The 26,985-nt window shown below is 70.4% G+C and carries 28 protein-coding genes and 1 riboswitch; of the genes, 13 read left to right on the top strand and 15 right to left on the bottom strand.

The window, feature by feature from the left end:
• Nucleotides 1-153 precede the first annotated feature (153 nt).
• Complete coding sequence (locus NR111_RS06635) at nt 154-1,095, top strand: sulfite exporter TauE/SafE family protein (protein WP_256820430.1); 942 nt, start codon at nt 154-156, stop codon at nt 1,093-1,095.
• 46 nt (nt 1,096-1,141) lie between these two features.
• Nucleotides 1,142-1,624 (top strand): Rrf2 family transcriptional regulator, encoded by a 483-nt coding sequence (locus NR111_RS06640; RefSeq protein WP_154830557.1) that lies wholly within the window; start codon nt 1,142-1,144, stop codon nt 1,622-1,624.
• 40 nt (nt 1,625-1,664) lie between these two features.
• On the opposite strand, the gene NR111_RS06645 is transcribed toward NR111_RS06640, so the two are convergent.
• From NR111_RS06645 to cysD, 4 genes are all read right to left on the bottom strand, one after another.
• Nucleotides 1,665-2,933, bottom strand: a complete 1,269-nt coding sequence (locus tag NR111_RS06645; protein WP_256820330.1) for a sodium:proton antiporter — start codon at nt 2,931-2,933, stop codon at nt 1,665-1,667.
• An 81-nt stretch (nt 2,934-3,014) separates the two neighbouring features.
• The gene (locus tag NR111_RS06650; protein WP_256820331.1) at nt 3,015-3,932 is read right to left on the bottom strand and encodes a sulfite exporter TauE/SafE family protein; all 918 of its coding nucleotides are present in this window, start codon (nt 3,930-3,932) and stop codon (nt 3,015-3,017) included.
• 4 nt (nt 3,933-3,936) lie between these two features.
• Nucleotides 3,937-5,850 carry a sulfate adenylyltransferase subunit CysN gene (cysN, locus tag NR111_RS06655; RefSeq protein ID WP_306227592.1) on the bottom strand — a complete coding sequence of 638 codons (1,914 nt, stop codon included), beginning with the start codon at nt 5,848-5,850 and terminating at the stop codon, nt 3,937-3,939.
• Nucleotides 5,850-6,767 carry a sulfate adenylyltransferase subunit CysD gene (gene cysD / locus NR111_RS06660; protein WP_256820332.1) on the bottom strand — a complete coding sequence of 306 codons (918 nt, stop codon included), beginning with the start codon at nt 6,765-6,767 and terminating at the stop codon, nt 5,850-5,852. The genes cysN and cysD overlap by 1 nt, the downstream gene beginning before the upstream one ends.
• A 166-nt stretch (nt 6,768-6,933) precedes the next feature.
• On the opposite strand from cysD, the gene NR111_RS06665 reads away from it, so the two are divergent.
• From NR111_RS06665 to NR111_RS06680, 4 genes are all read left to right on the top strand, one after another.
• On the top strand, nt 6,934-7,872 hold the full coding sequence (locus NR111_RS06665) for an IclR family transcriptional regulator (protein ID WP_256820333.1): 939 nt from the start codon (nt 6,934-6,936) through the stop codon (nt 7,870-7,872).
• Between the two features lie 159 nt (nt 7,873-8,031).
• The gene (locus NR111_RS06670; protein ID WP_256820334.1) at nt 8,032-9,738 is read left to right on the top strand and encodes a helix-turn-helix domain-containing protein; all 1,707 of its coding nucleotides are present in this window, start codon (nt 8,032-8,034) and stop codon (nt 9,736-9,738) included.
• A gap of 167 nt (nt 9,739-9,905) precedes the next feature.
• Entirely contained in the window at nt 9,906-11,435 is a 1,530-nt protein-coding gene (locus NR111_RS06675) for an aldehyde dehydrogenase family protein (RefSeq protein ID WP_256820335.1), read from the top strand.
• 178 nt (nt 11,436-11,613) lie between these two features.
• Complete coding sequence (locus tag NR111_RS06680; RefSeq protein WP_163375527.1) at nt 11,614-12,726, top strand: NDMA-dependent alcohol dehydrogenase; 1,113 nt, start codon at nt 11,614-11,616, stop codon at nt 12,724-12,726.
• 594 nt (nt 12,727-13,320) lie between these two features.
• Here the strand turns inward: NR111_RS06680 and NR111_RS06685 are convergent.
• Nucleotides 13,321-13,482: a hypothetical protein gene (locus tag NR111_RS06685; protein ID WP_182634556.1), complete on the bottom strand. Its 162-nt coding sequence runs from the start codon at nt 13,480-13,482 to the stop codon at nt 13,321-13,323.
• A gap of 93 nt (nt 13,483-13,575) precedes the next feature.
• Here NR111_RS06685 and NR111_RS06690 point away from each other — a divergent pair, with 93 nt between their 5' ends.
• The gene (locus NR111_RS06690; RefSeq protein WP_182634558.1) at nt 13,576-13,893 is read left to right on the top strand and encodes a hypothetical protein; all 318 of its coding nucleotides are present in this window, start codon (nt 13,576-13,578) and stop codon (nt 13,891-13,893) included.
• Nucleotides 13,894-14,066: 173 nt separating this feature from the next.
• On the opposite strand, the gene NR111_RS06695 is transcribed toward NR111_RS06690, so the two are convergent.
• Entirely contained in the window at nt 14,067-15,005 is a 939-nt protein-coding gene (locus tag NR111_RS06695) for an SDR family oxidoreductase (protein WP_271799431.1), read from the bottom strand.
• Between the two features lie 135 nt (nt 15,006-15,140).
• Here NR111_RS06695 and NR111_RS06700 point away from each other — a divergent pair, with 135 nt between their 5' ends.
• On the top strand, nt 15,141-15,365 hold the full coding sequence (locus tag NR111_RS06700) for a hypothetical protein (RefSeq protein ID WP_256820336.1): 225 nt from the start codon (nt 15,141-15,143) through the stop codon (nt 15,363-15,365).
• A 73-nt stretch (nt 15,366-15,438) separates the two neighbouring features.
• On the opposite strand, the gene NR111_RS06705 is transcribed toward NR111_RS06700, so the two are convergent.
• From NR111_RS06705 to NR111_RS06715, 3 genes are read right to left on the bottom strand one after another with little or no spacing between them, the layout of a single operon-like run.
• Entirely contained in the window at nt 15,439-15,909 is a 471-nt protein-coding gene (locus NR111_RS06705; protein ID WP_256820338.1) for a hypothetical protein, read from the bottom strand.
• 4 nt (nt 15,910-15,913) lie between these two features.
• Nucleotides 15,914-16,279: a hypothetical protein gene (locus NR111_RS06710; protein WP_182634564.1), complete on the bottom strand. Its 366-nt coding sequence runs from the start codon at nt 16,277-16,279 to the stop codon at nt 15,914-15,916.
• A gap of 39 nt (nt 16,280-16,318) precedes the next feature.
• Entirely contained in the window at nt 16,319-17,083 is a 765-nt protein-coding gene (locus NR111_RS06715) for a 3-oxoacyl-ACP reductase (RefSeq protein WP_256820339.1), read from the bottom strand.
• A gap of 91 nt (nt 17,084-17,174) precedes the next feature.
• Nucleotides 17,175-17,272: riboswitch (TPP riboswitch) on the bottom strand.
• 89 nt (nt 17,273-17,361) lie between these two features.
• Between NR111_RS06715 and NR111_RS06720 the strand changes: the two genes are divergently transcribed.
• Both NR111_RS06720 and NR111_RS06725 read left to right on the top strand, forming a co-directional pair.
• Complete coding sequence (locus NR111_RS06720) at nt 17,362-19,008, top strand: GMC oxidoreductase (protein WP_256820340.1); 1,647 nt, start codon at nt 17,362-17,364, stop codon at nt 19,006-19,008.
• On the top strand, nt 19,005-19,460 hold the full coding sequence (locus NR111_RS06725) for a hypothetical protein (protein WP_256820341.1): 456 nt from the start codon (nt 19,005-19,007) through the stop codon (nt 19,458-19,460). The genes NR111_RS06720 and NR111_RS06725 overlap by 4 nt, the downstream gene beginning before the upstream one ends.
• 49 nt (nt 19,461-19,509) lie before the next feature.
• Here the strand turns inward: NR111_RS06725 and fgd are convergent, their stop codons facing one another.
• From fgd to NR111_RS06740, 3 genes are read right to left on the bottom strand one after another with little or no spacing between them, the layout of a single operon-like run.
• On the bottom strand, nt 19,510-20,529 hold the full coding sequence (fgd, locus tag NR111_RS06730; RefSeq protein ID WP_256820342.1) for a glucose-6-phosphate dehydrogenase (coenzyme-F420): 1,020 nt from the start codon (nt 20,527-20,529) through the stop codon (nt 19,510-19,512).
• A 46-nt stretch (nt 20,530-20,575) separates the two neighbouring features.
• Nucleotides 20,576-21,508 (bottom strand): TIGR03619 family F420-dependent LLM class oxidoreductase, encoded by a 933-nt coding sequence (locus NR111_RS06735; protein ID WP_256820343.1) that lies wholly within the window; start codon nt 21,506-21,508, stop codon nt 20,576-20,578.
• Nucleotides 21,499-22,299 carry an SDR family NAD(P)-dependent oxidoreductase gene (locus NR111_RS06740; RefSeq protein WP_256820344.1) on the bottom strand — a complete coding sequence of 267 codons (801 nt, stop codon included), beginning with the start codon at nt 22,297-22,299 and terminating at the stop codon, nt 21,499-21,501. The genes NR111_RS06735 and NR111_RS06740 overlap by 10 nt, the downstream gene beginning before the upstream one ends.
• Nucleotides 22,300-22,441: 142 nt before the next feature.
• Here NR111_RS06740 and pgi point away from each other — a divergent pair, with 142 nt between their 5' ends.
• Nucleotides 22,442-24,118: a glucose-6-phosphate isomerase gene (pgi, locus tag NR111_RS06745; RefSeq protein WP_256820345.1), complete on the top strand. Its 1,677-nt coding sequence runs from the start codon at nt 22,442-22,444 to the stop codon at nt 24,116-24,118.
• Here the strand turns inward: pgi and NR111_RS06750 are convergent.
• Nucleotides 24,115-24,591, bottom strand: coding sequence for an SRPBCC family protein (locus tag NR111_RS06750; RefSeq protein ID WP_256820346.1), 477 nt, complete (start codon nt 24,589-24,591; stop codon nt 24,115-24,117). The genes pgi and NR111_RS06750 overlap by 4 nt on opposite strands.
• 72 nt (nt 24,592-24,663) lie before the next feature.
• Nucleotides 24,664-24,858 (bottom strand): hypothetical protein, encoded by a 195-nt coding sequence (locus NR111_RS06755; RefSeq protein ID WP_256820347.1) that lies wholly within the window; start codon nt 24,856-24,858, stop codon nt 24,664-24,666.
• 154 nt (nt 24,859-25,012) lie between these two features.
• Here NR111_RS06755 and NR111_RS06760 point away from each other — a divergent pair, with 154 nt between their 5' ends.
• Complete coding sequence (locus NR111_RS06760) at nt 25,013-25,312, top strand: EthD family reductase (RefSeq protein ID WP_154830542.1); 300 nt, start codon at nt 25,013-25,015, stop codon at nt 25,310-25,312.
• 22 nt (nt 25,313-25,334) lie between these two features.
• On the opposite strand, the gene NR111_RS06765 is transcribed toward NR111_RS06760, so the two are convergent.
• Nucleotides 25,335-26,021 (bottom strand): TetR/AcrR family transcriptional regulator, encoded by a 687-nt coding sequence (locus NR111_RS06765; RefSeq protein WP_256820348.1) that lies wholly within the window; start codon nt 26,019-26,021, stop codon nt 25,335-25,337.
• 21 nt (nt 26,022-26,042) lie between these two features.
• On the opposite strand from NR111_RS06765, the gene NR111_RS06770 reads away from it, so the two are divergent.
• On the top strand, nt 26,043-26,984 hold the full coding sequence (locus NR111_RS06770) for an aspartate dehydrogenase domain-containing protein (protein ID WP_306227600.1): 942 nt from the start codon (nt 26,043-26,045) through the stop codon (nt 26,982-26,984).
• Nucleotide 26,985 lies beyond the last annotated feature (1 nt).

Here is a 26,985-nt window from a genome sequence, read left to right on the forward strand (position 1 = left end):
GTCCGGCGCCCCACCTCAGCGATGCCCGATCCAGTCCTGGACGGGCGATCGAATCGCACCCGGCCCCCACTGGACAGGTCGGTCTAGACAGCGTCCCTTCCTTATGTCTACTGTATCGATCTACTTACTCGACTCACTACTCGAGGGATGCTCGTGAAGACACTCATCGTGCTCGGCGTCGTCGGCGCCATCGCCCAACTCATCGACGGGTCCCTGGGCATGGCCTACGGCGTCACGTCCACGACCCTGCTGGTCGCGGCCGGTATCGCGCCCGCCGCCGCATCGGCGTCCGTGCACTTCGCGGAGATCGGCACCACCCTCGCCTCCGGCATCTCCCACCACCGACTCGGCAACGTCGACTGGCGGATCGTGCGCATCCTCGCGGTGCCGGGCGCAATCGGGGCGTTCGCCGGCGCCACCCTGCTGTCCAGCCTCCCCGCCGACGTCGCCAAGCCCGTCGTGGGGGCGATCCTGCTCGGCCTGGGCCTGTACGTCCTGTACCGGTTCCTCGCACTCGGCGGCCGTCGCCCCGAGTTCCGCGGGCGGGTCCGCACCGGGTTCCTCGTCCCGCTCGGACTGGTCGGCGGCACCCTCGACTCCCTCGGCGGCGGTGGCTGGGGCCCGGTCGGCACCACCTCCCTGCTGTCCTCGGGCCGGGTCGAGCCGCGCAAGGTCGTGGGCTCCATCGACACCTCCGAGTTCGTGGTGGCCGTCGGCGGGTCGCTCGGCTTCCTCGTGGGCCTGGGCGCCGCCGGCATCAACTGGGGTTACGCGCTGGCGCTGCTGGTGGGAGGTGTGCTCGTCGCACCGCTCGCGGCGTGGCTCGTCAAGCACCTGCCCGCCCGGGTGCTCGGCACGGCGGCCGGCGGCCTGATCGTCGTCACCAACTCCCGCACCCTGCTGGTGTGGGCCGAGGTGCCCTCGTCGGCGACCACCCCGATCCTGCTGGCCCTGGTCACCGTGTGGATCGGCCTGGTCACGTGGGCCGTGCTCGCCGAGCGCAGGGCCTCCGGCGGCGACGACGACGAGGTTGGCACCGGCGGGACCGGACCCGCCCCTGCCGCGGCCGCCGAATCCGCCCCGGCGCAGCGCTGATCCGGGCCGACGCCCGGTGAGGCGGCCCCTCTGGGAGACTGTCGGCATGAGGGTCACCGCCAAGTCCGACTATGCGTTGCGCGCACTCGTCGAACTCGCGGCGGCACAGCTCGCCAGCCCCGACGACGATCCCCGCGACAATCCGCTGAGCGCCGAAGAACTGGGGCGGCGGCAGGACATCCCGCACGGGTTCCTCCAGGCGATCCTGTCGGACCTGCGGCGGGCCGGGATCGTCACCAGTCGCCGGGGCAAGACGGGCGGATGGTTCCTCGGCCGGGAGGCGGGGGACATCTCGGTCGCCGATGTCCTGCGGGCGGTCGACGGTCCCTTGGTGAGCGTCTACGACGTCCGCCCGGAGGCGGTGGTCTACAACGACCGCGCCGCGATCCTGCAGCACGTATGGATCGCCTCGCGCGCGGCCCTGCGCCGGGTGATGGACGCCGTGACGATCGCCGACCTGGCCGCCGGGCACCTGCCGGGCGAGGTCCACGAGTTGACCCTCGACACCGACGCGTGGGAGCCCCGCTAGTCGGACGCCGGTTCCGCCGCCCGGTCCGCTCCCGCCGGACTCACGTCGCCTGCCCACGCCCGCGGTGGCGGTCGAGCCAGGACACGGCGGGAGACGCCGCCGCGCCGTGCAGGACGATGGAGGCGACGATGACCAGCGACACCGCGGGCCAGAGTGACCAGCCGTCATCCTTCGAGAAGTAGCCCATCGCGTAGCAGAGATAGAACAGTGACCCGACGCCCCGGACACCGAAGGCGGCGACGAAAAGTCGCTCGGGGCGCCGCAGCTTGCGATCGCCCAGCAGAGCGATCCAGGCGGTGAGCGGCCTGATCACGAACAGGACCCCGGCCGCCACCGCGGCGTGCGACCACTCCAACCGGAAGACCGCATCCGAGATGAACGACGCCCCGATCACCAGCAGGATCAGAAGCGTGAGCAGATGCTCGGTGAACTCGATGAACTCGTGAGCCCGGGCGTGCTTCTCGTCGTGACGCTCCGCCGCGCGGACGCCCAGCGCCGCGCAGAACACCGCCAGGAATCCCCATCCGCCCACGAGTTCGCCGACACCGTATGCCAGGAGCAACGTGGCCACCGCGGCCGCGGGTTCGGCATATCCGACGAGGCGGTGCTCCCCGATGCGGACCCGGTAGAGGGCCGCCCCCACCAGCCGGCCGATGACCCACCCGGCCACGGCCCCGATGACGGTCTTGCCGACCAGATCCCACGCCAGCCAGGTCCAGACCCACTCGCTCGGCGCGCCCTTGGTGGCCAGGAAGATCGCCAGGTAGACGAACGGGAACGCCAGCGCGTCGTTGAGGCCAGCCTCCGAGGTGAGGGCGAAGCGCGCCTCGTCGTGCTCGTCGTCAACCTTCTCCCCCGACCCGTGACCGGGGCCCTCCACCTGCACGTCGGAGGCCAGCACCGGATCGGTCGGGGCGAGTACGGCACCGAGCAGCACCGCGACCGCGGGTGTCACCCCCAGCACCCACCACCCCAGGACCGCGACCCCGGCGATGGACAGCGGCATCCCGATGGCGAGCAGGCGCCAGGTGGTGCTCCAGCCTCGGAAGGTGAGTTGACGGTCGAGCGCCAGGCCGACGCCGAACAGCGCGACGATGACGGTGATCTCCGCCATCCGCTCGGCGAGCTCCGCGTGCTCGATGACGTCGACGAGCTGCGACTCGTTGGGCATGAGCCAGCCGATGAGCATGCCCACGGCCACCACGACGATCGGCGCGGACAGGACCCGCTCGCGGAGCAGTCGCGGAAGGAGTGAGCCGACGAGTAACGCCGCCCCGATGACCGCGAACATGAGGTCGGTGTTGGCCACCGCAGGAGTGTGGCCCCACGGGGGGTCGACGCGCCACCGGAACACGAGCCCTCCCGAGAAGCGGAGGCGGTCGCGGCCCCGTCAGGTGCGGGCGACCGTCGGCTCCGCGTGCTCGTCGCGGTGCACCGAGAACCGGCGCACCAGCACCCTCCACACCAGCGGCCCGGCCACGACCAGCACCAGCGTGATGACGCCGATGAGGAGCGGGGACGCACCCAACATCGCCGAGGCGGTCACGGCCAACACGATCGTGATACCTCGACGGATCAGCCCCTGGGGGACGCGGCTGGCGAACTTCGAACCGAAGAACGTGCCGACCGCACCCCCGATCAGCAGCGGGACCAGTAGGTTCCAGTCGACGCCGGTGACCATCACGTGCCCGATCGCCGCCGCGATGACCAGCGGGACCGCCTGCACCAGGTCGGTGCCCACCAGCCGCAGCGCCGCCAGGGTCGGGTACAGCAGCATGATGCACATCATGATGACCGTGCCCGAGCCCACCGAGGTGATGCCCACCATCAGGCCGCCGATCACCCCGACCAGCAGGGTGATGAGCGGCTTGACGGGCGGGTCGGGGTCGTCACCGGTGCGTATGCGCCCGGACATCTCGAAGAAGGCCCGCAGGAAATAGGCCGTCGAGGCCACGATGAGCGTGGCACCGATGGCCTTCTTGAGCAGGCCCTGCACGTCGTCGGCACCGATCGCGTGGACGAGCCACGCCCCCAGATAGGCCGTCGGCACGGATCCCAGGATGAGCCAGAACGCGATCTTGAGATTGGGTTTGCCGTGCCGCCAGTGCACGCCCGCGCCGATGACCTTGTTGACCGCGTTGACCACCAGGTCGTTGGCGACCGCCGCCGTCGGCGGGATGCCCACGAGGATGAGCGCCGGCGTCATCAGGGCGCCGCCGCCCATCCCCGTCAGACCGATCACCACGCCGATGACGGCGCTGACGACCAGCAGCCCCAGCGAATCGTAGGTCCAGAGGGCCTCGGGCACCGGCTCAGATTCCCAGGATGGAGCTGAGGATGCGCTGCGCGACCTCTTCCGCGGTCCCGTCCTCGGGGCGGATGTGCAGGTCGGGGGTCAGCGGCGGCTCGTACGGAGCCGACACCCCGGTGAACTCCGGGATCTCGCCGGACCGGGCCTTGGCGTACAGGCCCTTGGGGTCGCGGGCCTCGCACTCGGCCAGCGGGGTGTCCACGAAGACCTCGGTGAACGGCAGGTCGGCCTTGGCGTGGACCTCGCGCGCCGCGTCGCGGTCGGCGCGCATGGGCGAGATGAGGGAACAGACGACGACGACGCCGGCGTCCGCGAACAGCGCCGCGACCTCCGCGGTGCGGCGGATGTTCTCGGCGCGATCGGCGGCCGAGAACCCGAGGTCGGCGTTGAGACCGTGCCGCAGATTGTCGCCGTCGAGGATGTAGGCGGGGTGCCCGGACTCGATGAGCAGCCGCTCCACCTCGGAGGCGATCGTGGACTTGCCCGAGCCCGACAGACCGGTGAGCCACAGCGTGCGGCCCTGCCCCCGGTCCCCGCGCTGGACGGCCCCGGCGTGCCAGACCACGTTGGACCCCGTGGTGGCGGGCCCGATGATCATGCCCGCGCCCACGGTGTTGCCGGTGATCTCGTCGACCATGATGAACGCACCGGTGTCGCGGTTGCGCCGGTACGGGTCGTACATCAGCGGGGTCTGCGTGCGCAGGCCGATGCGGCCGATCTCGTTGAGGTCGAGTTCGGTGGAGTCCGGGTCGCGGTGCAGCGTGTTGACGTCGAGCCGGTACTCCATCCCCGTGACGATCGCCTTGGTGTCGCGGGTGGTGTGCTTGATGACGTAGCGCTTGTTCTGCTGCAGCGTGGTGACGTCGTCGAACCAGCAGATCATCGCCTCGAGTTCGGTGCCCTGGTGCGGACGGTTGCCCGGACGGGCGATCATCTCGCCGCGGACGATGTCGATCTCGTCGTTCAGTGCGATCGTCACCGCGGCGGGCGCGGCGGCCTCGTCCAGCTCCGCCCCGCCCGGGCCCCAGATCGCCTTGACCGTGGACTGCCGACCGGATGGCATGACCACCACGTCGTCGTCGACCTTGATGATGCCGCCCGCGACGGTGCCGGCGAACGAGCGGTGATCCAGCCCGTCGGCGCGCTGGGGGCGGATCACGTACTGGACCGGGAACCGGACGTCGGTGAGGTTGCGATCCGAGGCGATGTGCACGTTCTCGAGGTGGTCCAGCAGCGCCGGCCCCGTGTACCAGGGCATGGCCTCGGATCGATCCACCACATTGTCGCCCTTGAGCGCCGACAGCGGCACGAAGGTGACGTCGTGCACCTCGAGCTTGGCGGCGAAGTCGGTGAACTCGGTGCGGATCGCCTCGAAGGTGGCCTCGTCGTAGTCCACCAGGTCCATCTTGTTCACGGCCACGACCAGGCGCGGGATGCCCAGCAGTGCGGAGAGGAAGGCGTGGCGGCGCGTCTGCTCGAGCACACCCTTGCGGGCGTCGACGAGGATGATCGCCACATCGGCCGTCGAGGCACCGGTGACCATGTTGCGCGTGTACTGCACATGGCCCGGGGTATCGGCGATGATGAACTTGCGCCGCGGGGTCGAGAAGTAGCGGTACGCCACGTCAATCGTGATGCCCTGCTCCCGCTCGGACCGCAGCCCGTCGGTGAGCAGCGCGAGGTCGGTGTACTCGTCGCCCCGCTTGGCGGAGGTGGCCTCAATGGAGGCGAGCTGGTCCTCGAAGATGCCCTTGGAGTCGAACAGCAGACGGCCGATGAGGGTCGACTTGCCGTCGTCGACGGATCCGGCGGTGGCGATGCGCAGCAACTGGGCCTGGTCGGACATGGTGTGGCCGTGGTCGGCGTGGCCGTGCTCGGTCTCGACCGGGCGGGTCTCGGTGGTCGGGGTGCTCATCAGAAGTAGCCCTCCTTCTTGCGGTCTTCCATGCCGGCCTCCGAGATGCGGTCGTCGGCCCGGGTGGCGCCGCGCTCGGTCACGCGGGTGCCCGCGACCTCCGCGACGACGGCGGCGTTGTCGGCGGCATCGGACTCGACGCAACCGGTGCAGGTGGCATCGCCGACGGTGCGGAAGCGGACCAGTTCGGTACGGGCCTCCTCGCCGGGAAGCGTCTCGAGGAACCGGGTGTTGGCCAGGAGCATCCCGTCGCGCTCGATGACCTCGCGCTCGTGGGCGTAGTAGATCGGCGGCAGGTCGATGTCCTCGCGCTCGATGTACTGCCAGATGTCGAGCTCCGTCCAGTTGGACAGCGGGAACACGCGGATGTGCTCGCCCTTGCGGTGGTTGCCGTTGTAGAGCTTCCACAGCTCGGGGCGCTGCGCGCGGGGGTCCCAGGCGCCGAACGCGTCACGGAACGAGAAGACCCGCTCCTTGGCCCGGGCCTTCTCCTCGTCGCGGCGGGCGCCTCCGAAGACGGCGTCGAAGCGGTTCTCCTGGATGCCCCGCAGCAGCGCGGTGGTCTGGAGGCGGTTACGGCTGGCGCCGACCCCGGTGTCCTCGACCACGCGGCCGGCGTCGATGTCGTCCTGCACATGGGAGACCAGGAGCTGGACGCCGGTCTCGGCGACAACGCGGTCTCGGTACTCGATGACCTCGTCGAAGTTGTGTCCCGTGTCGACGTGCATGAGTGGGAACGGCATCGGCGCGGGCCAGAAGGCCTTGCGGGCGAGGTGGAACATCACCACCGAGTCCTTGCCTCCGGAGAAGAGCATCCCCGGGCGTTCGAACTGCGCGGCTACCTCGCGGAAGATGTGGACGGACTCCGCCTCGAGCGCGTCGAGATGCGAGAGCGTCACCGCCGACCTCGTCGTCATGCGACCTCCAGTGTCATGGGCCGCCCGGGATGCCGGGCGGCTGCTGGCAGACAGATCTGTCTGCCCTCGGGCATCCGGACCATCGTGCGCCCGCCGGGACGAAAATGGCACCTCGGGGACCCCACTCGACAGGAATATGTCGATTAATCGACATAGGATGACGACTATGCGACACGAACCAACCCATCGGGCCCTCTCCGTAGTTGAGGCACTGGCGACCGACGGCCCTCCCTTGTCCCTGGCCGAGCTCGTCCGCGTCACCGGGGCCAGCCGGTCGACCCTCCACGCGGTGCTCTCCGAGATGGAGTCGCAGGCCTGGGCCGAGAAGGTCGACGGCGGGTGGCGTGCCGGGCCGAGGCTGCGTGAGGTGGGTACGGCGCTTGCCGCCGAGGTCGATCTCGTCCGGGCGGCCCGCGAGCCCCTCGAGGCCCTGGCCGACGCCACCGGCATCGCCGCCGTCGTCTTTGGGGTCCGTGACGGGATGGCCGAGGTCGTGGATTCGGTCGGTGCCGGCATGCGAACCGCCTCCCGGAAGGCCATGCCCGTCGGTCATGTGGTCCCGGTGCGGGCGCCCTTCGCCCGCGAACTGGCGGCCCGCCTCCCGGTGGTCGAGCAGCGCCGCTGGCTCGCCGACTCCGCGGGGCTCACCCCCGCCGCACGGGACCGCCTGGAGGCCGTCCTGCCGCAGATCGCGCGACGCGGGTGGTCGATCGAGCGGCTGACCCCCGCGCGACGCGAGCTGCTCCGGATGGCCGACTCCCTCGAGGCGTCCGGGATCGGTGCCCTGGTCCGTGACCGCGTGTCCGAACTGTTCGTGGAGCTGTCGGAGATCGACGTGACCAACGCCGAGCTCGACGCCGCCGCGGACCTGGCGGTGGCCTCGATCGCGGCACCGGTCCTGCGTGCGGACGGCCGCGCGATCGGCTCGGTGGCCGTCGCCCCGGGCCGACGCATGACCGGTCGGGCCGTCGCCCGTGCCACCCGGGCGGTCAGTGCGTGCGCCGACTCGGTCTCCGCCCGGCTGGCCTCGCGCCCGGGCCGCGCCCCCGCCGCCGGCCTGCCCCCGCACCTCGTCCACCCGGCGCACGCGGCGCGCCACCCCTGAACCCGGACCCGCCTGCCGCCGCCCGCACACCCGCCCGACCCCGCCCGACCCTCTCGGGCGCGACGACCTCCCGACCAGCGGCTCACGTCCGAGGACATCACGCACACCGCGGCGACCGTATGGTGTAGATCACACCCCTCGACCGACCGGAGGCGCCCTGTGACCCAGACCGTCCGCCCCTCCTCCCCTGCCCCCGGTGAGGACCACATCGATCTGTCCTGGCGCAGATCCGCATCGTGCGGACTCACACCGAAGAGCGCCCGACCCGGAGCCCCCGACCCGCGCGCATCGCGCTCCCACCGGCTCGCCGAGGCCGCCCGCCCGGTGATGGACGACCTGGACGAGGTCCTCAAGGACACCGGGGCGATGCTCCTGCTCGCCGACCGCGAGGGTCGGGTCATCCGCTCGGTGCGCGACAACGCACGGATCTCCCGCATGCTGCTGCGTCGAGGGGTCGACGACGGGGCCACCCTGACCGAGGACGCGGTGGGCAACAACGGCATCGGCACGGCCCTCGAGACCCGCGCCGGGGTGTTCATCCACGGCGAGCAACACTTCGCCGAGGTCCTGCGCGACTTCGCCTGCTACGGGCACCCGATCATCGACCCGCTCACGCGACGCCTGGTCGGCGCGGTGGATCTCACGGGCATGAGCGCCGACGCCTCCCGCATGTTCGCGCCGTTCGTCCGGAAGATCGTCGCGGACATCGAGGCCCGCTACGTCGACACCGCCCGTGCCGACGACCGCGAACTGTGGCACCGGTTCGTCGAACGTACTCGTACCTCCGACACCGCGACCTGCGCGTTCGGCGACGAGGTCGTACTGGCCTCGCACTCGAGCCTGGAACGGCTGGACTCCCGCGACCTCGGCAGGCTCCGGCGCCTGGTCGACCGGGACGAACTGGGCGACTCCGTGGAGCTGTCGGTGGGTACGGTCGGGGTGCTCTCGAGCCGGGTCGGCCGTCGTGGGCACCTGCTCGACCTGGTCTTCCCGGATCAGCAGGGCCCGGCCGTGCCGATCCTGCGCGGCACCGGGCCGGCCCCCACCTCTCCCCTGCGCGCCGCCATCCCGGCGGTGTCGGCGACGCCCGCCGCCCCCTCGCCCGGCTCCTCCAGCGGGGCCACCGGGCGGGCCCACGCCGTGGTCGGCCCCTCCGGGTCGGGACGTTCGACGACGGCGCGGGACATCGCCGGCCCGGGCGCCCTGCACGTCCGTCTCGCGGAAGCCGACAGCGCGGACGCCGCGTGGATCGGGCTCGTGGTGCCCGCCCTACGTGACCAGGGCGATGAGGGCCGACCGCTGGTCCTGGACGACATCGACCTCCTCGACGACGCCGACCTGCGCCGCCTGGCAGCACGCCTACGGTCGGCGGGGGCCGCCCTCGTCGTCGTCACCAGTCGCGAGGACCCCCGCGCGGCGGTGACGGAGGCACTGGACGCGTGCGGGGCGCGGACCGTCCTGCGGCCGTTGCACGAACGGGGGGCCGAGAGCGCCGAGATCGTCGCCCGGATGGTGGCGGAGCTGGCCGCGGAGAACGGGTTGGGCCCGACCGTGCCCACGGCGCGGTTCACGGACGCCGTCTGCGCCCTGGACCTGCCCAACGGACTGATCTCCCTGCGGTCGATCCTGAGCGAGTGCCTCACCGGGTCCGGGCGCAGGGGGTCGACGACCCTCGACGTGGACTCACTACCGTCCCGCGCCCGCACCGGACGCCCACCCCGGGCCGGGGAGCTGGCGAGAGGCGAGTACGACGCGATCGTCGCCGCCCTGGCCGGATGCGACGGCGTCCGGTCGCGCGCCGCCAGACGGCTGGGCATCAGCAGGACCACCCTGTACGCCCGGATGCGCGAGTTCGGCTTGTCCTGACGGGCGGGCGTCGTCCCGGCGTCGTCCCGGCGTCGTCCCGGCGTCGTCGACGCTGTCCATGTTGTCCATGTTGTCCAGAATCTGAACACTCCACGTCCTACCCACGACCCCATGATGGGTTGTGACCGGCCTCACACCTGAGCCGGTCGGGATTCTTGGAGGACACAATGACCGGCACACTCTCCCGGGACACCGGCGCCACCACCCAGGTCGACGAGCGGCTCGGCACCGAGGCCCGCGACTTCCTCGGCCGCCCGCACCAGCTCTTCATCGACGGGAAGTGGGTCGACGCCGCCGACGGCCGCACCTTCGGCACCTACGACCCCGCTACCGGCGCCGAGATCACCCAGGTCGCCCACGGCGGGCCCGAGGACGTCAACCGGGCCGTGGCCGCCGCACGCCGCGCATTCGACGACGGCGCCTGGGCCACGATGAAGCCCAACCAGCGCGAGCAGATCCTCTGGCGCATCGGCGACCTGCTGGACGCCAAGGCCGAGCTGTTCGGCCAGATCGAGGCGCTGGACAACGGCAAGTCCGTGGCGATCGCGACCGCCGTCGACGTGGCATGGGCTGCGGACGTGTTCCGCTACTACGCCGGCTGGTCCACCAAGATCGAGGGCTCCACCGTCAACGTGTCGATGCCGTTCGCCGGCGACAAGCAGTTCCACGCCTACACCCAGCGCGTCCCCGTGGGCGTGTGCGGGCAGATCATCCCCTGGAACTTCCCCCTGCTCATGGCGGCATGGAAGCTCGCACCCGCCCTGGCCACCGGCAACACGCTGGTGCTCAAGCCGGCCGAGCAGACGCCGCTGACCGCGCTGCTGCTGGGCGAGGTCATCGCCGAGGCCGGGGTTCCCGACGGCGTGGTCAACATCGTCACCGGCTTCGGCGACGCCGGCGCGGCCATCTCGGCCCACGACGACGTGGACAAGGTGGCCTTCACCGGCTCCACCGAGGTCGGGAAGCTGATCGTCGACGCAGCCAAGGGCAACCTCAAGAAGGTCTCCCTCGAGCTGGGCGGCAAGAGCGCCAACATCGTCTTCGCCGACTGCGACTTCGAGGCCGCCGTCGCCGGGTCCGTGGCCGCGTGGATGTTCAACCACGGGCAGGCCTGCACCGCCGGCACCCGCCTGTACGTCGAGGACTCCATCTACGAGGAGTTCACGCAGGCCGTCGCCGACGCCGCCGCCCAGGCCACCATCGGGCACGGCCTGGACCCCGCCACCGAACTCGGCCCGCTCGTCGACCAGGACCAGTTCGACAAGGTCTCCTACTACCTACGAGCCGGGATCGAGGACGGCGGACGCGCTCTGACCGGGGGCGGCCGACACGGTGACACCGGCTTCTTCGTCCAACCGACCGTCTTCGTGGACGTCGAACCCGACCACCGGGTGGTCACGGACGAGATCTTCGGCCCCGTCGTCTCGGCCCTGCGGTTCACCGACATCGACGACGCGGTCCGGCAGGCCAACGACTCGATCTACGGCCTGGCCGCGGGCGTCTGGACGAAGGACATCTCCAAGGCCCACAAGGTCGCCAGCCGTCTGCACGCCGGCTCGGTCTGGGTCAACCAGTACAACGGCTTCGACACCGCCATGCCGTTCGGCGGGTTCAAGCAGTCCGGATGGGGCCGCGAACTGGGCCAGGGTGCGCTCGACCTCTACACCCAGACCAGGTCGGTCAACATCCAGCTCTGATTGATCGAGCTCTGAGTTATCGAGCTCCACGAACCGGGACCCGGCGTCCCTGTGCCCCCTCCGGGGACGTCGGCGACTCCCCTCTCTTCCCACTCACCCCTTCCCATCCTGCGCTTCCCACCCAGCACTACCCACCCTGCACTACCCACCTCCTGCGCTCCCCGAAAGGAACACCGTCGTGAAGACCAAAGCAGCAGTACTGTTCGACCTCCACAAGCCGTTCGAGATCATCGAGCTCGACCTGGACGATCCCGGCCCCGGTGAGGTGTTGATCAAGTACACGGCCGCGGGCCTGTGCCACTCCGACCTGCACCTGTCCGACGGCTCACTCCCGCCGCGCTTCCCGATCGTCGGCGGGCACGAGGGAGCCGGGGTGATCGAGGCCGTGGGCGTGGGCGTGACCAAGGTCAAGCCGGGCGACCACGTGGTGTGCTCGTTCATCCCCAACTGCGGGACCTGTAGGTATTGCTCGACCGGTCGGCAGAACCTCTGCGACATGGGTGCGACGATCCTCGAGGGCCACATGCCCGACGGGACCTTCCGCTTCCACTCGGACGGCAAGGACTTCGGTGCCATGTGCATGCTCGGGACGTTCTCCGAGCGTTCGGTGATCTCGCAGCACTCGGTGGTCAAGGTCGACGACTGGCTGCCGCTCGACAAGGCTGTCCTGGTGGGTTGCGGCGTGCCGTCGGGCTGGGGCACCGCCACCTACGCCGGCAACGTGCGCCAGGGCGACACCGTGGTGATCTACGGCATCGGCGGCCTGGGCATCAACGCCGTCCAGGGCGCCGTCCACTCCGGTGCCCGCCACGTCGTCGTGGTGGATCCCGTTCAGTTCAAGCGCGACGAGGCGTTGAAGTTCGGCGCCACCCACGCCTTCGCCGACGCCGCCGAGGCCCACGCCGAGGTCGAGAAGCTGACCTGGGGTCAGATGGCGGACCAGGCGCTCATCCTGGTGGGCACCGTCGACGAGCAGGTCGTCTCGAGCGCGTTCGACGTGATCGGCAAGGGCGGCACGGTGGTGATCACCGGCCTGGGCAACATGACGGACAAGACCGTCCAGGTCAGCGGCACCATGATGGCCCTGTTCGGGAAGACCATCACAGGCACCCTGTTCGGTTCCGCCAACCCGCAGTACGACATCGTCAAGCTCCTGCGCCTGTACGACGAGGGCAAGCTCAAGCTGGACGAACTCATCACCACGACCTACACGCTCGACCAGGTGAACGAGGGCTACCAGGACCTGCAGGACGGCAAGATCATGCGCGGGGTGATCATCCACGACACCTGATCCGTCGCCGGCAGCCGTCCCGACAACTCCGCCCGCAGCCGCGCGCAATCACTGCAGCCGCTCACGAAATTTCGTGGGCGGCTGCAGTGATTGCGCGCGGTTGTCCGCCGAGGAGTGGTCCGAAGCTGCCAAAGCCTGAATTCCACAGGGCCGAGTTCTCCACAGATCCCGGCCGCCGGCCTTGTTCGCAGGCCGGATTCACCGGGGGCCCCTGGCACCGTTGCCGCCATGACTCCAGCGATCCCGTTTCTCACGGGGCAACCATTCACCACGGCAGAGGCGACCCGGGCGGGATTGTCGCACCGCGCACTCACTGCCGCGGTCTCTGCAGGAAGCCTGATCAGGAGCAGGCACGGGTGGTTTCATGTGCCCGTAGCCGGTGAGTCCCGGAAGGTCTCCGCCGTCAGGTCCTCCAGGATCGCGCTAGCGGAGGGACCTGCTGGGGCACTGATCAGCCACCACACGGCAGCGGAGCTTCACGGCCTCCCCCTCGTCAGAACCCGGACCCAGGGCGTCCACCTGACGGTCGGCCGGCCCGCCGGAGGACGCAAGACCCCTCACGTCCAGATCCATACCTCTCCGGGGAGTTCCCTGTCAGCCACCGAGGTCGACGGCATCCCCGTCACGACCGTTGATCGGACGATCATCGACCTTGCCCGGACTGCAGGCTTCGACGCGGGTGTCTGCGCGGCAGACCATGCGCTGCGCCTGAAGTTGGTCACGCGGGCTTCCCTGGTGAACGAGCTCGAACTTCACCGCGGCCGCACCGGTGTCGCGATTGCCCGAGAGGCTATCGATTTTGCGGACCCGCTCGCGGAGAGCCCCGGTGAATCGCTCTCGCGCTGCGTCATGAGATCCCTGCGTGCGATTCCGGCGCCTCGACTGCAGCACCGATACCTCTCCGAGGAGGGGCAGGTCATCGCCCGCACCGACTTCTCCTGGGGAGACGGCACACTGGCCGGGGAGTTCGACGGCAGGATCAAGTACTCCGGCCGCGCCGGCAACAGCGCGGACCCGAGCGAGGTGGTGTGGCTCGAGAAGCAGCGCGAGGACCAGCTGAGGGATCTCGGCGTGGTGGTGATCCGCTGGGTCTGGCACGACCTGTTCAAGCCCGTCCGGTTCGAGCGACTGCTGCTCGGCGGGCTCCGACGAGCGCACCTCCTCTGACCTGACCACAGCCGACCTCACGAACCGGCCCGCAGCGCACCTCACGGCATCCGCGCGCAACCACTGCAACCGCTGACGAATTTTCGTGCGCGGCTGCACCGTCCGCGCGCGGATGCTGAGGCGGCTGGACACGGCAGGCGGCTGAACCCGGCGTGCGGCTGCGCCGAGTCGGCTCAGGGCGTGGGCGCCCCGCCCGTCACCGAGAGGGTGTTGCCGGTAGTATACGACGACTCCTCGGAGGCCAGATACACGTACGCGCCGGCCATCTCCACGGGCTGGCCGGGCCTGCCGAGCGGATTCTTCTGCCCGAAGTACGGGAGCTTCTCCGGCTTCTGCCCGCCGGTGACCTGCAACGCGGTCCAGAACGGCCCGGGCGCGACGGCGTTGACGCGGATTCCCCGGGGCGCGAGCTGCTGCGCCAACGCCTTGGACATCGTGTTGACCGCAGCGCGAGAGGTCGCGTAGTCCACGAGGCCCGGCGACGGAGTGTAGGCCTGGACAGACGAGGTGAAGATGACGCTCGCACCGGGCTGCAGGTGGCCGAGCGCTTCCTGCATCATCCAGAACGGGGCGGAGATGTTGACGTTCATCGTCTCGGCCCACTGCTCGGAGGTCAAGTCCTCGAGGTTCTCCACGTACGTCTGCCGGGCGGCGTTGAGCACCAGCACGTCGATCCCGCCGAGCCCGGCGACGGCGTCGCGGACGATCCCCCGCGCGACCTCCTCGTCGCCGACATCGCCGGGGAGCAGCACGCATGTCCGCCCGGCCTCCCGGACCAGTCGCGCGACCTCGTCGGCGTCGGACTGTTCGGATGGCAGGTAGCCGATCGCGACATCCGCGCCCTCGCGGGCATACGCGATCGCCACCGCCCGGCCGATCCCCGAGTCGCCTCCGGTGATGAGCGCCCGCCGACCGGTGAGGCGACCGTGGCCGACGTACGACGTCTCGCCGTGATCCGCGGGCGGGTCGAGCTCCGACGCGAGCCCCGGAACGGGCTGCGACTGCAGCGGAATCTCCACCTCGTACTTGGAGGTGGGATCGACCAGCACCGCGTCGTCGGGCTGGACGGCGTCGGGCTGCTCGGAGGGTGAAGCGGTGGGGTCGGTGCTCACGTGTGGGCCTCCTGGATCGTGTGGCTGCATCGACCGTACGCCCCGCCGCGCGACCACCCGTCCGGATGCGAGGTCGTGCCGAATCCCCCACACTGCGGAAGAGAACTCAACTTCCCTCGAGACGAAGGAGCAAGCATGCCCCGTTACCGCGTGATTGACCCCGAGCAGAACGTGATCGACGAGAAGGAGTTCGGCGACGACACCAAGGCCTACGACTGGTTCAAGACGGTCGAGGTCCCGGACGACGCGCTCGGTTACGCCATGGAGGTCGACATGGACGGCAAGTGGACACGCTTCGAGATCAACGACGGCGGCACCAACACCTCCCCCGCGGCCGACGAGGGCACCGGCATCGCCTGAGCCCGCCCCCGCGGACAGCGTCACTCCGCCTCGCCCATCCCCACTTCTCGTGGGGGGAGCGGGGCGGAGTCGCTCATTTCGACCGCCCCGCGCGGTGGAGGTGGCCGCGGATGGCGAGCATCATCGAATCCATCCGCGCGGCCTCGTCGAGCAGTTCCGCGACGGTGGCCGGCGCGGTCGAGCGACTGTCCAGGCAGGCGGTGTTGGCCCGCTCCAACAACCCGGCGAAGTCCGGATCGGCATCGAGGTGGTCTCTGACCTCGGGGTACGCGCCCTCCAGCGGGGTGTCGATCCCCAGCGTGAACCGGATCTCGTACCAGCGGTCGAGGGTTTGCGTCAGCGCTTCCAGCGCCAGGAGGTGGGTCCGCCGGGCCGAGTCCACCGCCCGCTCGGCGGTGAGCTGCACCGGGTCGGCCCCGAGTCTGAGCCGTCGGCGGCGGGACAGGTCCTCCAGCCCGGCGCGGACCAGCCATCCGGTCGCCGCGACCCAGGCCGCGAGCCCGGCGATCACGATGAGTAGCAGTAACGCGAGGATGAGCGGCACGACATCACCCCCCGCCCAGTGCGCGCAGGACGAGCGTCAGCGGGACGGACAGGAGCACCGCCGCCGAGATCCCGGCCCCGATCAGTTTCCCCACGCCCGTCCAGCGCAACTCCGCGCACTCCGCAGCGAGTGCAGCGGGTGACAGGGGTGACGCGAGACGCCCGGCCGCTGCCGCGTGCGCCTCCGCGACCGTCGGCCAGGTCGCCGGGACGTGGGCGTGGGGGTCGCTTCCGAGTTCCTCGGCGACGACGAGCGCCCGCTGCTGATCCCATTCGGCCAGCCGCTGGTCGAGTTCGTACACCGCCGCCTCGGCCGCCTCGATCCGCCGCCCCTCGGCGGTTCGCGGGGAGGTGACCGACGGCAGTTCCATACCTCCAGCTTCCACCACCCGAGCTGGGCCGGGCAAGGGTCAGCCCTTGACCAGCCCGCCGTCCACGATGAGGTTCTGTCCGGTCACGGCCCGTGCCCACGGGGAGGCGAAGAACAACACCGCGTCGGCGAGTTCGGCCGGGGTGATCACCCGTCGCAGCGGGGTGCCGGAGGCGATGATGTCGAACACCTCTTCAGGTGTAGCGGCGCTGGCGTCGGTGGTGCGCAGCAGGCCGCCCGAGACCATGTTGACCGTGATGCCGTCCGGCCCCAGATCCGTGGCCAGGGTCCGGGTGAGCGAGAGTGCGGCGGCCTTGGCGGCGGTGTAGTCGTGATACGGCACCACCGGGTGCTGGAACAGGTTGGTGCCGATGTTCACGATCCGCCCGAACCCTGCCTCGCGCATCCCCGGCAGTGCGGCCTGGGTGGTGGCGAGGGTGGCCTTGACCGCGCCGCGCAGCTGCGAGTCGAAGTCCTCCCAGGTCAGGGTTTCCGGCCGCAGCCGGACGTCGCCGTTGAACCGGAAGTCGACCAGTGCGTTGTTGACCACCGTGCTGATCGGCCGACCGAAGTGGGCGCGGGCCGCGTCGAAGAGGGTGCGGACCTCGTCGTCGTCGGTCACGTCGGCGCGTAGTGCGACGGCGCGGCCGGAGCCGAGCTCACGGACGAGGTCGGCGGCGGCTGCCTCGCTGCGTCGGTAGTTGACGACGACGAGGGCACCCTCGCGGGAGAAGGCGCGGATGATCTCCACGCCGAGTCCGCGGGCGCCGCCGGTGACCAGGACGACCTGCTCGTTGATACGCATCTCCACTCGCTTCCCGGTGGTTCCTCACAGAGAAACGCGATGCTCACCCGCCCGCCCCGCGGCGACCGCACCTGCGAGGCGACGCCGCCCGGGGCGACGCACACGACATTCCTCCGCTGGAACTACCCAGTTCAGGTTCGACGGGTGTGATCTCAGCTGCCCGGACGGGCGGCACCCCGTGTCGCCGCCCACCCTAGGTCACACGGGTCACGGTCGGGATTGGAGCCGGCCGGCCCGATCCGCCCCGAACACCTGGACAACCGTCCTAGAATCGGCGTATGGCCCCCGGCCCGCCTCGCGACCCGCGCCTTTCCGACACCGCTGATGTCATCGTGATCGGCAGTGGTTTCGGCGGCGCGGTCTCGGCCCTTCGGCTGGCCGAGCAGGGGCGTTCGGTCCTGGTGCTCGAACAGGGTCGTCGTCACTCCCCCGCCGATCTCCTCGCCGCCCGCACCGACCCGCGAAAGTACCTGTGGATGCCCGAGCTGGGACTCAAGGGCTTCTTCTGGCAGCGGGTCCTGCGGCATGTGGGGATCATCGGCGGCGCGGGCGTGGGCGGCGGCAGCATCGTGTGGGCCGGCGTGCTGCTCGAACCAAAGGACGAGTTCTTCACCGACCCGGCCTGGCCCGCGGTCGCCGACGGGTGGCGCGCCCAGCTGGCCGAGCACTACCGCACCGCCGCCCGCATGCTGGGCCGCGAGACGACCCGTTTCACCGGCGAGATGGACCGGCACCTCGAGGCCACCGCCGAGGCGATGGGTGCCGGCGGGACGTATGGCCCGACGCCGATGGCGATCTGGTTCGGCGCCCCCGGCGAGGAGGGCGAGACCGTGCCGGACCCGTTCTTCGGCGGCGAGGGGCCCGATCGCACGGGGTGCCGGCTCTGCGGCGCATGCCTGGTCGGTTGCCCGTACGGCAGCAAGAACACCCTCGACCTCAACTACCTGTGGCTGGCCGAGGGCCGCGGCGCCCGGATCCGCCCGGACACGAAGGTCGACACGATCGCCGAACGCGCCGGCGGCGGATACGAGGTCCGCACCGCGGGCGGCCAGACGCTCCGCGCGGCCGAGGTGGTGGTGGCGGCCGGCGTGCTGGGCACGGTCGAACTGCTGTTCCGCTCCCGCGAGCAGGGCCTCCTCCCCCGCGTCTCCACCAGGCTCGGCGAGGGTGTGCGCACCAACTCCGAGGCCATCACCGCGGTCCTGGCCGACGACCCCGACGCCGATCTCACCCGCGGCCCCACCATCTCCAGCGAGTTCTACCCCGACGCGGCCACGCATGTCACCCAGAACCGATACGTCGGCGGCTGGCACATGCGATTGCAGCTCGGCCCACTGGTCGACGGCGCAGACCCGGCCCGACGCAGGCGCGCGACCCTGGCCGCCCTCGCACGACACCCGCTCCGCCAGCTGCGGCTGATGACCGCCCGGCACTTCATCGAGCGCCTGAGCGTGTTCACGGTGATGCAGAACGTGGAGAACGAGATCCGGCTGGTGTTCGACCGCTCCCCTGTCACGCCGTGGCGGCGGGTCCTGCGGTCGCGCACCGGCGACGGCGCCCCGCCCCCCAGCTATCTGCCGCAGGCCAACGAGGTCGCGCGGCGGTTCGCCGAGTCGGTGGGCGGCCGGCCCCTCAACCTGCTACTGGAGAGCGTGGGCGGCAAGTCGATCACCGCGCACGTGCTCGGCGGGGCCGGGATGGGCACCGATGCCTCCGACGGTGTGATCGACACGGACCACCAGGTCTTCGGGCATCCGGGCCTGTACGTGGTGGACGGGTCGTCAATCCCGGCGAACGTCGGCGTCAACCCGAGCCTGACCATCACCGCCATGGCCGAACGGTTCGCCGCCCGCTACCGGGCCCGCCGCGCCGCCCCCACCACCGCGTCCCCCACCACCGCGTCCCTGTCGAACGGAGCTCCGTGACCACCGCCCTGCCGACCTCTCTCGGCCGACTGCGGGCCCTGTTCTCGCAGGCCACACCGCCGACCGACCTGCCCGCCCCCGGCGACTACCTCGTCACGTTCGTCGGCCCCGCCCCGCTGAGGGTGGTGGCACCGCGCGCGATCGCCCTCGGCGGCATGCCGGGCTGGCAGGGCAAGCGTTTCGCCCCCGGGGGCGGCGCGATGAACCTGGTCGACGACGACGAGGGCCGCCCGCCACGGGAGACCCTGCCGATGCGGATGACGCTGGAGTCCTCGTGGCTCGACGGCGGTCAGGTGATCGTCTGCTCGTACGGCGCCTCGAGCCCGGTGCCGTGGCGCTGGGTGCGGGACGAATTCCGGCCGCTCGACGACCGGCGCCTGATCGGCCTGACCTTCGCGGGCGGGCCCTGGTCGCGGGTCGCGGCGGCTCCGCTGCTGCTCACCCGGGCCTAAGCGCGGGGTGGGCGGCCGGGCGGGCGGGTCACCTGCCCGCCCGCGGTGCCTACGCGAGGCGACGCAGTCGCGGTTCGAGGTCGGATGTGAACAGGTCGAGGAAGCGTTTCTGGTCGTGGCCGGGGGCGTGGAAGACCAGGTGGTTGAGGCCCGCGTCAACGTATTTCTTGACCTGCTCGACGGCCTCGTCGGGGTCTGAGGCGACGATCCACCGCTTGGCGACCTGCTCGATGGGCAGCTCGTCGGCCAGGCGTTCCATCTCGCGCGCGGAGTCCACCGAGTGCTTCTGCTCCGGGGTCAGGGACAGCGGGGCCCAGAAGCGGCAGTTCTCCAGCGCGGCGGCCGGGTCGGGGTCGTAGGAGATCTTGATCTCGATCATCCGATCGATCTTCGCCGAGTCACGCTCGTTGATCTGCGCTCCCTCCTCGACGGCCGGCAGCAGCTTGTCGGTGTACAGCTCCATCCCCTTGCCGGAGGTGCAGATGAACCCGTCGCCGACGCGGCCGGCGTACTTGGCCACCACCGGGCCGCCCGCGGCGACGTAGACAGGCACGCCACCCTCGGGAACGTCGTAGAGGAATGCGTCCTTGGTGGAGTAGTAGTCGCCCTCGAAGTTGGTGGTCTCACCGGTCCACAGTGCGCGCATGAGCCGGACCGACTCGCGCAGGCGCGCGAACCGCTCCTTGAACTCCGGCCACTCACCCTGGTGGCCGGTGGCGATCTCGTTGAGCGCCTCGCCGGTGCCCACCCCCAGGAAGACGCGGCCCGGGTAGAGGCACGCCATGGTGGCGAACGCCTGGGCGAGCACGGCGGGGTTGTAGCGAAACGTCGGCGTCAGGACCGAGGTGCCGAGTTGCAGCCGCTCGGTGCGCTCCCCCACCGCCGTCAGCCACGCCAACGAGAACGGCGCGTGGCCGCCGTCGTGGCGCCAGGGCTGGAAATGATCCGACACCGTCGCCGAATCCATCCCCGCCTGCTCCGCCAGCACGGCGAACTCCACCAGATCACGCGGACCAAACTGCTCGGCCGACGCCTTGTAACCGAGCTTCAGGGACGGGGTGTCGGGCATGCGGGGCTCCTTGGGGTCGTAGCGGTGTGGTTGATGTGTGTCGAGGTCATGCGCTGATGTACTTCTCGCCGAACCGGGCGATCGACTCGCACTTGGCGTCCAGCGGGGCGTCGTATCCGTGGCCCTCGATCAACCACGGGATGACGATGACATCGGTGACCCCCGCCTCTTCGAGTTGGGCGAAACCGCGGCTGCCGTATCGGTCGGTGCAGGCCACCTGAACCTCGAACGGTCGGCCGTCCCCGCGGTCGGCGAGGGAGCGGCCGTCGGCCTCGAGTAGTTCTCCGAGGCGGGTGATGGTGGCGGCGATCTCGTCGAATCCCATCATCGCCGAGGTCCACCCCTGGCCGATCCGGACGGCGCGGCGCAGCGCCGGAGCGGTGTGCCCGCCCACGTAGAACGGCACCTGGGCCACGGGCGGCGGATCCAGTGTGAGGCGGTCGAAGTCGAAGTGCTCACCGTGGTATTCGAACCACCCGCCGTCACCGGCCAGGCGGATGATCTCGAGCATCTCGTCGACCCTCTTGCCCCGCCCGGGGTAGGGGACGCCGCACCAGGCGAACTCGTTGGGATCCCAACCGATCCCCACCCCCAGGTCGACGCGCCCGCCGGTCAGGTGGGAGACCGTGGACAACTGCCGTGCCAGGAGAAGGGGCTGACGGGGGCCGAGTTTGAGGACCTGCGGGCAGAACCTGATGGTCGAGGTGACCACGCCCATCGCCGCGATCGCGGTCAGAGGTTCTACCCACGGGGTGTGCTCGTCCCACATCCGCGACCCGTCGGGCGTGTAGGGGTAGTCGGTGTCCTGCCGGTGGGGCAGGAACAGTGAATCGGGAAGCGTGACGCGGGCGAAGCCCGCGTCCTCGGCCGCGCGGGCCAGGCCGAGGAGTTGGTCGATCGGGCTGAACGCGACCGGGACGGAGAACTGCATGGTGTGGCCTCTTCTGTCGTTGATGGTGGGAGCGGAGGTCAGCCCCATCGGGACTGGCCACCGTCGAGCGGGATGGTCACCCCGGTGAGATAGGACGCCTCCGCCGAGCACAGCCACGCCACTGGCCGGCCGATGTCCGCCACGGCGTCGCCCACGCGCCCGGCCGGTATGGCCGCGACGAACTCCTCGGCCTCCTCCGGGTTGTGGCGCATCCACCAGTCCAGGCCGGGGCTGTGGGCGTGGGGAGCGACATTGAGTGCCCGGATCCCGTCAGCGCCCCACTCGCAGGCGGCCGCCCGGGTCAGGGCCCTGATCGCCTCCTTCACCGCGGCGTAGACGCCGTAGTCCGCCGCGTCCCACCGCACCGCGGCCGAGGAGGCGAGGTTGATCACCACCCCGCCACCCCGAGCGACCATGGACGGACGAGCCTGCTTCATCAAGCTCAGGGACGCCCGGGGGCCGGCCTCGAACGCGGTGCGGAACGCGGCGTCCGAGTACTCCTCCAGCGGCAACGGTTCGGCGAGATTGGCATTGTTGACCAGGATGTCGACCGAACCCATCCACGAGACGGCCGTGGAGATGATGGTCTCCGGTGCGGCGTCGTCGGTGATGTCGACGGCGAGGGTGTCCGCGGTGCCGCCGGCGGCGCGAATCTCCTCGGCCACCGATTCGAGTTTCCGCAGCGTCCGGCCGACCAGTAACACCGCGGCGCCGGACTCCGCCAGCGCGAGGGCTATGCCCCGACCCACTCCCTGTCCGGCGCCGGTGACCACAGCCACCTTCCCGGAGAGTCGGGTCGCGGCACGGCCGGGGTTCATCGTCGTGCTCGAGTTCGTCATCGAGACCTCTCTCGTGGGCGCAGCCGGATCGTCGACCCGACACCGCCACTGTAGTCATTTGTGTACAGAAGCTGTAGTCAAATGTGTACACCGCGGTATCGTCGGCTCGACCCACCCCCTCCCTCACAGCGAAGGACAGCCGTTGAACAGCGTCGATTCAGACATCAGCACCACCGATGAGTGGCGAGCGGTCGAGGCCCTGGCGGCCTCGACGAGACGGACCACCCTGCGAGCGCTGTTCGACCGCGATCCCGATCGCGGTCGCCGCCTGGGCGTGACGGCAGGAGATCTCTACATCGACCTGTCCAAGAACCTGGTCACCGACGAGGTCGTCACCGCGCTACTCGGCCTCGCGCACGCCGCCGACCTGCCGGGCCGCCGCGCCGCCATGTTCCGCGGCGACCGCATCAACACCACGGAGGACCGGGCCGTCCTCCACACGGCCCTCCGGCGGGGCCCCGGCGAATCGCTCGCCCCGGACGGTCGCGACGTGATCGCCGACGTCCACGAGACCCTTCGGAGGATGACCGCCTTCGCCGAGCGGGTCCGGAGCGGGGACTGGACCGGGTACACCGGCAAGCGGATCGACACCGTGGTCAACATCGGGATCGGCGGCTCGGATCTGGGACCCGCGATGGTCGACCGGGCCCTGCGCCCCTTGCAGACCGCCGGGATCGCAGCCCACTACGTGTCGAACGTCGACCCCCGCGACCTCGACTCCACCCTGGCCGGGATCGACCCCGAGACCACCCTGGTGATCGTCGCGTCGAAGACGTTCACCACCGAGGAGACCCTCGCGAACGCCCACGCCGCCCGCCGGTGGTTCCTCGAGCGGCTCGGCGCGGAGGACGCCGTGGCCGCGCACTTCGTCGCCGTCTCCACCGCGGCGGACGAGGTCGCCGCCTTCGGCATCGCCGAGGAGGCGGTGTTCGGCTTCTGGGACTGGGTCGGTGGCCGCTTCTCGGTGGGGTCCGCGATCGGGCTCAGCTGCATGATCACCCTCGGGCCCGGGGCCTTCATCGAATTTCTGGAGGGCATGAACACGATCGATGAGCACTTCGCCGGCGCCGCGGACGACCGTAACGCGCCACTGCTCATGGGGCTGCTGGGCATCTGGTACACGAGTTTCCTGGGCGCCCAGTCCAAAGCCGTCATCCCCTACGCGCACGATCTCGCGCGGTTCCCCGCCCATCTCCAGCAGCTGACCATGGAGTCGCTGGGCAAATCGGTCCGCCTCGACGGATCCGCGGTCGACCACCCCACTGGTGAGATCTACTGGGGCGAACCGGGGACGAACGGTCAGCACGCGTTCTTCCAACTCCTGCACCAGGGCACGCACCTCGTCCCCGTCGACTTCATCGGCATCGCCCGCCCCTCGGACGGAACCATGGCGGCCGACGACCGCGGCGCGATGCACGACCTGCTCGTGAGTAACCTCTTCGCCCAGTCCCGGGTGCTCGCGTTCGGCCGGACCGAGGCAGAGCTGCGGGCCGACGGCACCGACACCGCTCTCCTCCCGCACCGGAAGATGCCCGGAAACCGCCCCTCGACCACGATCCTCGCGCCCGCCCTGACCCCGGGCGTGCTCGGACAACTCATCGCGCTCTACGAACACGTCGTCTTTGTCCAGGGGGCGATCTGGAACATCAACGCCTTCGACCAGTGGGGGGTCGAACTGGGGAAGAAGCAGGCCCGCGACCTCTACCCGGCACTCGCCTCCGGCGACACCTCCGGGATCGAACTGGATTCCTCGACAGCGACCCTCATCTCCCGCTATCGGGGTGCACGCGGCCGGGATCGGTCGGCGACGAGAGGTTAGCCCGCGGTCTCGTACTTCGCGGCCAGGCGCGAGAGCGTCTCGGTGATGCCGGAGGCGTTCTGGTCGGCCACGCCGATCTTCTCGAAGATCGCGCCGATCTTCGAGGGTCGGGGGTCGAAGCTCTCGGTGACCTCGGTGCGCCCGTCCGCGGTCGGGGTGAACTCCCAGCGCCAGCGATGGCCCGCGGGGTGCGCCCACTCGATGACCTTCCGGTCAGGGGAGTCGACGTACTCGGTGACCGTGCTGGTGATGCGGTACGGGACGCCGTACATGCGCATCGAGGTGGTGAACTTGGCGCCCTCGGACAGGGTCGACGGGCCCTTGACGTTGCTCTTCACGGTTCCCGACCCGTCGACGAGTCCGTGCTTGCGGGGGTCGGTGACGAGGGCGAACAGTTCCTCGGCGGGGGCGTTGACGGTGACGCTGCGGGCGACGACGCGGGGGCCGCGGTCGACGGTGTTGATGGTGGTCATGGCAGATCGGTCCTTCCGGAGTTCTCGGGATCGGATCACATCACGATAGGGCCGAGGCCGGTACCGCGGGCGTCAGTGCGCGGATCGTCGTGCCACGTCACGCCACAGTTCGGCGACGCTCCCCACGACCACACCGATGCCTGCGCCCATCACCATCCAGGTGGCCGGGTTCGGGGGGCCGGCGATCACGACGCCGAGGACGGCGCCCACCCCGGCCCCGTAGAGGAGCCCCAGCCCGACCAGCGGTCCCGCCGCGTGTGACCTCATGGGTTCACGCTAGAACCAGTCCGGGACGGGATCAACGGATCAGGGCGGACTCACCTGACGGACCGGGCCCGTGGCGCCGTGGACTGGGGCATCATCACCGCTACGACACCCCACGGCCGGCCATCGGGCCGGGCGCCCCTCGAAAGGAAACCCCTTGATCACCCTCACTGTTCTCTACGGCACCCCCGACGACGTGGAGGAGTTCGACGAGTACTACACCGGGACTCACATTCCCCTCGCCCTCAAGGTGCCCGGCCTCGAGGACGCCAAGGTCACGCGCTTCCTGCCCGGCCCGGACGGATCCGCACCCGAGTTCCATCTCATGGCCCAGTTGTTCTTCGCGGACGCCGAGGCGATGGGTGCCGCGATGTCCACCGAGGAGGGCCGGGCCCTGGCCGCGGACGGCGCCAACCTCGGCGTCACCCCGACCATGCTCGTCGGTAGCACCGAGTAGCCGGCAGCACCGGGAAACGGCCTCACCGGCCGTACGGTGCTCCCCACGCACCCAGCCAGATCGCCTTGATGGACGCCAGCATCCGCGCCGACTCGGCCTCGACGGGCTTGAGCGACCGGTCCTGGTACAAGGCCATGACGATCATGTCCGTCAGCCTGTCGATGATCGCCCCGTGGTCATCGGACAACGGGGTGATCAGCCCGGCCTCCACGTCCTGCGTCATCTGCTCCGAGAGGTGAGCGTTCAACCCGGTCACCAACTCGGTCCAGCGGGACCTCACCTTGTCGTCGTACCCGGTCGCCTGTAGGCCGGCGACCATCACCTGGTCGTGTTCCACCCACGCGGCGTAGGACTGGCCGAAGAGCCGGTCGAAGTAGTCGGAGTGCGATTCCCCCGCCCGACGGTGATAGCTCCCGACGGTCTCGATCCAGGCGTCCCAGTCCCGCCCGACCAGCTCCCCCAGGACCTCGTCCTTGGACTCGAAGTAGAAGTAGAAGTTCGGCCGCTTGATCCCCGCGGCGTCGGTGATGTCCTTGACCGAGATGTCCGATGCCGGCATCTGCTCGAGCAGTCCCTCGACCCCATCGAGGATGAGCTGACGCTGGACCTCGCCCATCGGGATACGCCGACGACGGCCGTCGATCGCCTCGGCGGGGAGTCGCCGATCGGTCGCGCAAAAGTCCCCCACCGGCCGGTCTCGGCTGCTCACAGTGGGTACGGTGGCCTCATCATGACCCCGTCCCGCTCCCCCTCACCCGAGCCGGCGCCCGGCCCCGCATCCAGCCCGGCGCCCGGCCCCTCACCCGAGCCGGCGAACGGACCCGCGACCGGCGAGGCTCACGCGCCCGCCGCGGCGGATCAGACCACGCGCAGCCGCCCGCTGGCAGTCGCCGTGATCGGTGCCGGCGCGATCGGCGGCGCGGTGATCGAGGCGCTGGAACGGGGCGACGTCCCCGGTGCTCGGCTCGGCGACGTGCTCCGATCGGGCAGCACGGACGAGGAGATCACCGAGGCCATCGCGGCGGCCGACGTGGTGGTCGAGGCCAGCAGCGTCGACGCTGCCGAGGAGTTCATCCCGCGAGTGACGGCGGCCGGCAGGGACATGGTCGTGTGCTCCTGCGGGGTCTTCGCCCGTCACGCCGACCCCCGTGAACTCGTCTCCCGCGGGCCCGGCGCCGGTCGTGTTCTCGTGCCCGCCGGAGCGGTCGGCGGGCTCGACATTCTCGCGGCGGCCGCACGCGCGGGCACCGACGACGCCCACCTTCGGCACGTCACCATCAAGAGCCCGGCCGCGCTGAACGTCGACGAGCAGCTCTCCGAACGCCGGGAGGTGTTCCGCGGTTCCGCCCGTGAGGCCGCTCTGGAGTTCCCGCTCACCTCCAACACCTCGGTCGCGCTCGCGCTGGCCACGCTGGGGTTGGACCGGACCGAGGTGATCGTCGTCGCCGACCCTGCGGTCCGGCGCACCCGCCACGTCGTGGAGTGGGAGTCACCGATGGGCCGCTACGACCTGCAGTTCGAGAACGCCGTGGACCCCGACTCCGGCGGTCGTACGTCCGCGATCACCGCGTGGTCTGTCGCGGAGGTCCTCTCCTGTCTCGCGGCCGGGGCGGGGCCGGGTGTGGTCGTGCTCGGGCACCGACCGGTGGATAGTCGACCACCGACGACCTAGC

It is taken from the genome of Dietzia sp. Die43 (assembly GCF_024519835.1).
GTDB lineage: Bacteria > Actinomycetota > Actinomycetes > Mycobacteriales > Mycobacteriaceae > Dietzia > Dietzia kunjamensis.

Excerpts from the sequence above, each read along its gene's own strand:
- NR111_RS06700 (WP_256820336.1), top strand. The coding sequence starts at position 15,141 with ATGCCCCGTTACCGCGTGATTGACCCCGAGCAGAACGTGATCGACGAG.
- cysN (WP_306227592.1), bottom strand. The coding sequence starts at position 5,850 with ATGAGCACCCCGACCACCGAGACCCGCCCGGTCGAGACCGAGCACGGC.
- cysD (WP_256820332.1), bottom strand. The coding sequence starts at position 6,767 with ATGACGACGAGGTCGGCGGTGACGCTCTCGCATCTCGACGCGCTCGAG.
- NR111_RS06720 (WP_256820340.1), top strand. The coding sequence starts at position 17,362 with ATGGCCCCCGGCCCGCCTCGCGACCCGCGCCTTTCCGACACCGCTGAT.
- NR111_RS06735 (WP_256820343.1), bottom strand. The coding sequence starts at position 21,508 with ATGGGGCTGACCTCCGCTCCCACCATCAACGACAGAAGAGGCCACACC.
- NR111_RS06755 (WP_256820347.1), bottom strand. The coding sequence starts at position 24,858 with ATGAGGTCACACGCGGCGGGACCGCTGGTCGGGCTGGGGCTCCTCTAC.
- NR111_RS06640 (WP_154830557.1), top strand. The coding sequence starts at position 1,142 with ATGAGGGTCACCGCCAAGTCCGACTATGCGTTGCGCGCACTCGTCGAA.
- NR111_RS06750 (WP_256820346.1), bottom strand. The coding sequence starts at position 24,591 with ATGACCACCATCAACACCGTCGACCGCGGCCCCCGCGTCGTCGCCCGC.
- NR111_RS06690 (WP_182634558.1), top strand. The coding sequence starts at position 13,576 with ATGAGATCCCTGCGTGCGATTCCGGCGCCTCGACTGCAGCACCGATAC.
- NR111_RS06665 (WP_256820333.1), top strand. The coding sequence starts at position 6,934 with ATGCGACACGAACCAACCCATCGGGCCCTCTCCGTAGTTGAGGCACTG.
- NR111_RS06740 (WP_256820344.1), bottom strand. The coding sequence starts at position 22,299 with ATGACGAACTCGAGCACGACGATGAACCCCGGCCGTGCCGCGACCCGA.
- NR111_RS06710 (WP_182634564.1), bottom strand. The coding sequence starts at position 16,279 with ATGGAACTGCCGTCGGTCACCTCCCCGCGAACCGCCGAGGGGCGGCGG.
- NR111_RS06770 (WP_306227600.1), top strand. The coding sequence starts at position 26,043 with ATGACCCCGTCCCGCTCCCCCTCACCCGAGCCGGCGCCCGGCCCCGCA.
- NR111_RS06715 (WP_256820339.1), bottom strand. The coding sequence starts at position 17,083 with ATGCGTATCAACGAGCAGGTCGTCCTGGTCACCGGCGGCGCCCGCGGA.
- fgd (WP_256820342.1), bottom strand. The coding sequence starts at position 20,529 with ATGCCCGACACCCCGTCCCTGAAGCTCGGTTACAAGGCGTCGGCCGAG.
- NR111_RS06675 (WP_256820335.1), top strand. The coding sequence starts at position 9,906 with ATGACCGGCACACTCTCCCGGGACACCGGCGCCACCACCCAGGTCGAC.